Origin of the sequence: [Ruminococcus] torques ATCC 27756 (assembly GCF_000153925.1) — a bacterium.
Lineage (GTDB): Bacteria > Bacillota > Clostridia > Lachnospirales > Lachnospiraceae > Mediterraneibacter > Mediterraneibacter torques.
The window spans coordinates 1,367-4,518 of sequence record NZ_DS264351.1 but is presented as its reverse complement, the minus strand read 5'-3'; the positions used below and the strand labels follow the sequence as shown (position 1 = coordinate 4,518).

Genomic DNA, 3,152 nt, shown 5'->3' with positions numbered 1-3,152 from the left:
GACTCGCCACTGTGGTGGATTCAAGGGAGCGAGACCGCGAGGTGGAGCAAATCCCAAAAATAACGTCTCAGTTCGGATTGTAGTCTGCAACTCGACTACATGAAGCTGGAATCGCTAGTAATCGCGAATCAGAATGTCGCGGTGAATACGTTCCCGGGTCTTGTACACACCGCCCGTCACACCATGGGAGTCAGTAACGCCCGAAGTCAGTGACCCAACCGTAAGGAGGGAGCTGCCGAAGGCGGGACCGATAACTGGGGTGAAGTCGTAACAAGGTAGCCGTATCGGAAGGTGCGGCTGGATCACCTCCTTTCTAAGGAAGAAATAACTTCTTTCGTCTGGAACAATCCAACTAAAACGGAAGAAATAACTTCTTTCGTCTGGAACAATCCAACTAAAACGGAAGAAATAACTTCTTTCGTCTGGAACAATCCAACTAAAACGGAAGAAATAACTTCTTTCGTCTGGAACAATCCAACTAAAACGGAAGAAGAAGTAGAGTGAGTCGTTGTCTATTGTTTAGTCATCAAGGATGACAAAACTTTTTGGTGGCGATGCGTTCAGGGGTAACACCCGTTCCCATCCCGAACACGATGGTTAAGACCTGAACGGCCGATGGTACTGCACTGGAGACGGTGTGGGAGAGTAGGTGGCCGCCAAATCAAAAAAAGAAAAAACGAAGACAGAAACGCTGTCGAAGTTTAGAATAAATACAGGCAGGGATGAGCAACAACTTATCAAAGCCAACCCAATCAGCAGGGCAGTGCTGTTGGAATAACTGGGTTCACCAGTGATTAGAGTTTAAAAGAGATTTTAAGTTCTAATGACTGATGAACAGTCAGTCAGGATGCGAAGCTCAAAAACCTTTGGTTTTATCGCTCATGGCATTACATGCCAATGCATCAAAAATCAAGATCGCTTAGGAAAATGAATTTTCCACGCGATACCGATTTTTGTTACGCTCGCATCTTTATGTACCTTGAAAACTGCATACAGAGAAAATCAATGATAAGATAAAATATCTAATCAAGACATCCGAGGTAATGTTATTTAACAATTACTATAAAGTTTGAAGAAAACAAACTAAAAATAAATTGGCCTAGAACCAACACATGTAACGCTATACATGTGTGGATAGAAGTTCATTCCCGTGAACAACTATCGTTTGGTTATGCTGATAAGAGCGTATGGTGGATGCCTTGGCACTAAGAGCCGATGAAAGACGTGATAAGCTGCGAAAAGCTTCGGGGAGGGGCAAATACCCATCGATCCGGAGATTTCTGAATGGGGAAACCTAACTGAGCAAACCTCAGTTATCCTGACGCCAATCCATAACGTCAGGAAGGGAACCCGGTGAACTGAAACATCTAAGTAGCCGGAGGAAGAGAAAACAACATGTGATTCTGTGAGTAGCGGCGAGCGAAAACGGAAGAGCCCAAACCGGGATGCGTGCATCCCGGGGTTCGGACCGCGGAATTGATTCAACAAGTTTAGCAGAACAGTTTTGGGAAAGCTGACCAAAGAGGGTGAAAGTCCCGTAAGCGAAAGGCGAGTTGACATGGCGGTATCCAGAGTAGGTCGAGACACGTGGAACCTTGACTGAATATGCGGGGACCACCCCGTAAGGCTAAATACTCCTTAGTGACCGATAGCGCATAGTACTGTGAAGGAAAGGTGAAAAGGACCCCGGGAGGGGAGTGAAAAAGAACCTGAAACCATATGTTTACAAGCTGTGGAACATCTTTATATGATGAACCGCGTACTTTTTGTAGAACGGTCCGGCGAGTTACGCTGGCTGGCGAGGTTAAGCACTGAAGGTGCGGAGCCGAAGGGAAACCAAGTCTGAATAGGGCGAAAGTCAGTCGGAGTAGACCCGAAACCGGGTGATCTATCCATGTCCAGGTTGAAGTTGCCGTAAAAGGCAATGGAGGACCGAACCCACATCCGTTGAAAAGGGTGGGGATGAGGTGTGGATAGGGGAGAAATTCCAATCGAACCCGGAGATAGCTGGTTCTCCTCGAAATAGCTTTAGGGCTAGCCTCATACAAGTCTTGCGGAGGTAGAGCACTGAATTCCTACGGGGGCGTCAAAGCTTACCAAGGGATATCAAACTCCGAATGCCGTGTAGATGATGTATGGGAGTCAGACTATCCGAGATAAGTTGGGTAGTCGAAAGGGAAAGAGCCCAGACCTGCAGCTAAGGCCCCAAAATGTGTGTTAAGTGGAAAAGGATGTGGGATTTCGAAGACAACTAGGATGTTGGCTTAGAAGCAGCCATCCATTAAAAGAGTGCGTAATAGCTCACTAGTCGAGAGGTCCTGCGCCGAAAATGTCCGGGGCTGAAACACACTGCCGAAGCTCAGGGATGAACAGTGATCAATACAGATCAATGCAAGAGGAAAGCTTCTTGATGAAATCAAGAAGATTCCAAAACAGATGAAACAGACTGCTGTTGGTCTGCGTTGATCACTGTTCATCGGTAGAGGAGCATTCTTAAAGAGACGAAGCTGTACCGAAAGGAGCAGTGGATTTTTAAGAAGAGAGAATGCCGGAATGAGTAGCGAGAAAGAGGTGAGAATCCTCTTGGCCGAATATCTAAGGTTTCCAGGGTAAAGCTGATCTGCCCTGGGTAAGTCGGGGCCTAAGGCGAGGTCGAAAGACGTAGTCGATGGATAACAGGTTGAAATTCCTGTACTATCCTGTAACAGAACTGTGGGGACGCAGACAGAGAGCACAAGCCGGGAATGGAAAGACCGGTGCAAGCGAGGTAGGAGTACATCAGGCAAATCCGGTGTGCAATCCGAAGACGTGATGCGGATCGAAAAGAAGTAGAGAAGTGTGTGAGCTGGCTGCCAAGAAAAGCCGCTATTGTTTACAGGATACCCGTACCGTAAACCGACACAGGTGGATGAGGAGAGAATCCTAAGGCCGACGGGAGAAGCATTGTTAAGGAACTCGGCAAAATGACTCCGTAACTTCGGGAGAAGGAGTGCCATGCGAATGGCCGCAGAGAATTGGCCCAAGCAACTGTTTAGCAAAAACACAGGTCTATGCGAAACCGAAAGGTGAGGTATATGGGCTGACGCCTGCCCGGTGCTGGAAGGTTAAGGGGAGAGGTTAGCGCAAGCGAAGCTTTGAACTTAAGCCCCAGT

Annotated in this window: 1 protein-coding gene and 3 rRNA genes (2 of these 4 running past the window's edge); 3 read left to right on the top strand and 1 reads right to left on the bottom strand. The window is 47.5% G+C overall.

Features of this window, described 5'->3' with window-relative positions; all coding sequences use genetic code 11:
• Window positions 1-313: ribosomal RNA gene (locus RUMTOR_RS06360) — 16S ribosomal RNA — on the top strand; it begins 1,288 nt to the left of the window's first position.
• On the opposite strand, the gene RUMTOR_RS13250 is transcribed toward RUMTOR_RS06360, so the two are convergent.
• Window positions 303-473 (bottom strand): hypothetical protein, encoded by a 171-nt coding sequence (locus RUMTOR_RS13250; protein ID WP_207634932.1) that lies wholly within the window; start codon window positions 471-473, stop codon window positions 303-305. The genes RUMTOR_RS06360 and RUMTOR_RS13250 overlap by 11 nt on opposite strands.
• 71 nt (window positions 474-544) lie before the next feature.
• On the opposite strand from RUMTOR_RS13250, the gene rrf reads away from it, so the two are divergent.
• Window positions 545-662 (top strand): 5S ribosomal RNA (gene rrf, locus RUMTOR_RS06355).
• Between the two features lie 519 nt (window positions 663-1,181).
• Window positions 1,182-3,152 (top strand): 23S ribosomal RNA (locus RUMTOR_RS14040) (it continues 342 nt past the right edge of the window).
• Together the 16S, 23S and 5S rRNA genes form the textbook arrangement of a ribosomal RNA operon.